The 1,889-nt window shown below is 76.5% G+C and carries 3 protein-coding genes; 1 reads left to right on the forward strand and 2 read right to left on the reverse strand.

Features of this window, described 5'->3' with window-relative positions; translation table 11 throughout:
• On the forward strand, positions 1 to 374 hold a 374-nt coding region (locus H5J30_RS30360), incomplete at its 5' end, for a PucR family transcriptional regulator (protein ID WP_181790633.1).
• Positions 375 to 548: 174 nt separating this feature from the next.
• Here H5J30_RS30360 and H5J30_RS37560 read toward each other — a convergent pair.
• Entirely contained in the window at positions 549 to 1,391 is an 843-nt protein-coding gene (locus tag H5J30_RS37560) for a class I SAM-dependent methyltransferase (RefSeq protein ID WP_181790635.1), read from the reverse strand.
• A 70-nt stretch (positions 1,392 to 1,461) separates the two neighbouring features.
• The coding region (locus tag H5J30_RS30370) for a VWA-like domain-containing protein (RefSeq protein WP_374101039.1) at positions 1,462 to 1,889 on the reverse strand (428 nt) is incomplete at its 5' end.

Here is a 1,889-nt window from a genome sequence, read left to right on the forward strand (position 1 = left end):
CTACCGGCTGGGCGGTGGCGCAGACGGCGGACATCGTCGAGCTGGTACGCCGTACGGACCGGCCGCCCGGCCTCTACCGGCTGGCCGACGTGCTCCTCGACTACCAGCTCAGCCGCCCCAGCGAGGCCCTGACCGGGCTCGCCGACCTGCTGCAACCGCTGGCCGGGCGGCCGGAGTTGCTGCACACCCTGGAGACGTACCTGGCCCGCGACCTCGACCGCCGCGGCACGGCCGCGGCGCTGCACGTCCACCCCAACACCGTCGACTACCGCATCCGCCGCATCGCCCTCCTCACGGGCCTGACCCCCACCACCCCGGCGGACGCCCGCCGCCTCAGCGCGGCGCTGGTGGCCCGCCGGACGCTGGGGGCCTGACGGCCGGAGGCGGGAGGGGAGGAGGGGGGAGGGGGACCATCCCGATCGCGGAGTCGGGCGTCACGCTTCGGGGGCCCGACGGGCGGCCACGCGGCGGCGCGGCGCCAGGGGCGATCAGACCGGGAGCGGACACGCGGCACGCACCCGTCGGGCCGTCGCGAGGGCCCCGCCCCCTCACGCCGGGGCGTGGGCCGTCACCAGCCAGGCCGGGGCCCTCAGCAGCACCCCCTCCGGGGTGGCGTACGGGGTCAGGGCCTCGCGCAGGTCCTCCGTCGCCTTCGCCCCCGTCGCCGCGTCGGTCTCCGCCAGCGCGGCGTGCACGTGCGGCCTGTCGAGGACGAAGTCCAGCGCCTCCGCCACATCCGCCCCCAGGTCCATCGGCTCGTTCTCCGCCTCCAGTTGCACGTCGGCGAAGCCCGCCCCGCCGAGCACCTCCCGTACGCGGTCGGGGTCGGCCAGCGAGTTCGGCCCCGGCTCGTGCGCGCTGCCCCCCGGCGGCGGCAGCGTGACGTACGGCCCGAGGGCGGCGCGCGGCACGCCCGAGTACTCGCTCTCCTCCGGCGCCCGCCAGCACACGAACGCCAGCCGCCCCGCCGGCCGCAGCGCGCGCCGTACGTTGGCGAACGCCGCGACCGGGTCCGCGAAGAACATCACCCCGTGACGGCTGATCGCCACGTCGTACGCGCCGTCGGCGAAGTCGTGGACCTGCGCGTCTGCCTGCTCGAAGCGGACGTTCGCCAGGCCCTCCGCCGCCGCGCGGGCGCGGGCCTGCGCGAGCATCGCGGCGGACAGGTCGACGCCCAGCGCCGAGCCCTCGGGGGCGAGCGCCGCGGCCACGCGGGTCGTCTGGCCGCAGCCGCAGCCGATGTCGAGGACGCGGTCGTCCGGGTGCACGTCGGCGCCCGCGAACAACCGCTCGCCGTAGCGGAACATCGCCGCGTTGTACTTCTCCTCGTACGCGACCCAGTGGTCGCCGTTGGCCCCGTTCCAGTCCAGGGTCCGCGTGCTCTCCGCCACGTCCGCCGCCTCCCGCCGCTCCGCCGCCTCTGACGGTCACCGTACGCGCATGGGAAGTCCGCGCGGGCCGTCACCGCACGCGGAACACGGGCCCCCGCGCGACGAACGGCAGCGACGCCCACCCCGGGATCAGATAGGCGTGCTCCCTGCGCACCCGCAGCACGTCGCACATGCCGTCGGTGATCACCAGCACCGGTGCCGCGGGCGGGAAGTCGTCCGCGCGTTCCAGCAGGTCGAGCCCCGGCTGGAGCACGGTCCCGCCGCGGCCCCGTACCCGCACCCGGCCGGCGATCTCCGTCGCCGGCAGGTATCCCGCGTCGTACGGCGAGGCGTCGCAGAAGACGACGCGCGCCGCCGGCACGTCGCGCGCTTCCGCGTACGAGGCGATGGCGCCCAGCGCCTTGCCGAGCAGCGTGCGGTCCATGGAGCCGGACGTGTCCAGGACGACGCCGAAGGTGCAGCGGGCGACCTCCTCGGGCGGGAAGTAGCGGCCGGCGC

The sequence above is a fragment of the Streptomyces phytophilus genome (genome assembly GCF_013870535.1).
In the GTDB taxonomy this organism is placed as follows: Bacteria; Actinomycetota; Actinomycetes; order Streptomycetales; family Streptomycetaceae; genus Streptomyces; species Streptomyces phytophilus.